General features: G+C 43.9%; 1 protein-coding gene. It reads left to right on the forward strand.

Annotation, left to right across the window (positions count from 1 at the left end; genetic code table 11):
• Positions 1-395: 395 nt before the first annotated feature.
• Positions 396-1,493, forward strand: a 1,098-nt coding sequence (locus B3182_RS13690; protein WP_292753125.1) for a histidine kinase, incomplete at its 3' end; no start/stop codon positions are given.

Genomic DNA, 1,493 nt, shown 5'->3' on the forward strand with positions numbered 1-1,493 from the left:
GGGTTGTGACTGAAAAAGCGCCACTCTGCGTTGCTCGTTGCTTATTTAGAATAACTAAAAGGCGCTCCTCGTGCCTTGATTGACGCTTTTTCAGCTCACAACAGAGGCGGAGATGAAAGATAAACAAGCCCTAGGTTTTGTTATCACAGGAATTTATCACTGAATATCAAAATGTGAAACCAGCTAACTAATAATAGATTTAAAATAAATACTCCATAAGCACTTAAAATGTTGTATCAGCTTTACTTGCAGAATGTTGTTTATTAAACAGTGAAAGCCAGTATCACACATCAGATATTTGCCCATGGACATCGGGCAAATATCCCGTTAACTGTGGTTCAGCTTTGCAGAGCCTATATCTGCGCCTAGACTATAGCGATTGTTTAGATGGATACATGATGAATCTCAGACTACAGCTTTTCTTTAGAATCATGCTGATAGGCTTTGTCTGTCTGGTCGTTAGTGCGGGTTATGTGCTTTATCAGACCGATCAGCAAGCCAAACTGGAGGCCGATCTGACTGCTTTGCGTATTGAAAAACAACTTACTCAGCAGTTACTGAAAATGTTCTCCCGTTATGATTACTCGATAGCTTTCCCGGATTCCAATATTTTGCAGCAACTGAATGGCGTGCCTGGCTCGTGTGTACAGTTTTTATCACGTACGGAAAGTCGTCGCCGCAGTTTGTGTAATGAAGTTGTGCATGATGAAACCCGATGGCCACAGTGGTTTGGTGAGCTTTATCAACAACTTTTCCAACCAAACTATGAAGCCAGTCGGCGGTTTTCATTTAATGCCATCACCTATGGCAACATTATTGTTTCGCTGAATATGGAAACTGAGATTGCCCGTGCCTGGAGTAATCTGCGTGCGGTGTTCGGTATTTTATCGGTAAGTATTCTGGCCGTATCGTTATTGGTGTTTATGACCATTCATCGGATGCTGCACCCGGCACAGCTTATCGTTCGTGGTCTGGAAAAAATGCGCCAGGGGGACTTGCAGACTCGTATCCCCAGTTTTGAAATAGGCGAATGGCGCCGCACCAGCGAAGCGATCAATGCGCTGGCCTCCACTCAGCAAGAGATTATGAATGAGAACCGTGAACTCGCACTGAAATTGATTAATGCACAGGAGGAAGAACATCGTTATATCAGTCGAGAACTACACGATGAGTTTGGTCAGTGTCTCGCCGGTATTAATGCTTTAACTACTTCTATCAGTCAGACTGCACGTAAGGACTGTCCTTCAATTATCAGTGAAACCGAAGGTATCAGTCATATAACGGCTCATATGATGTCCGCTTTGCGTGGATTATTAACCCGTTTGCGTCCAGCTGATGTCGATGAACTGGGACTGACAAGAAGTCTGGAAAAACTGATAAAAAGCTGGAATCAGCGCACTGGTGGAGAAACCCGATTTAAGCTTCAGATAGACGATGGGGTTGATTCATTACCAGAACCATTACCGGTCAATCTCTATCGGATTGTGCAGGAA

It is taken from the genome of Methylophaga sp. UBA4204 (assembly GCF_002379485.1).
Taxonomy (GTDB): Bacteria; Pseudomonadota; Gammaproteobacteria; order Nitrosococcales; family Methylophagaceae; genus Methylophaga.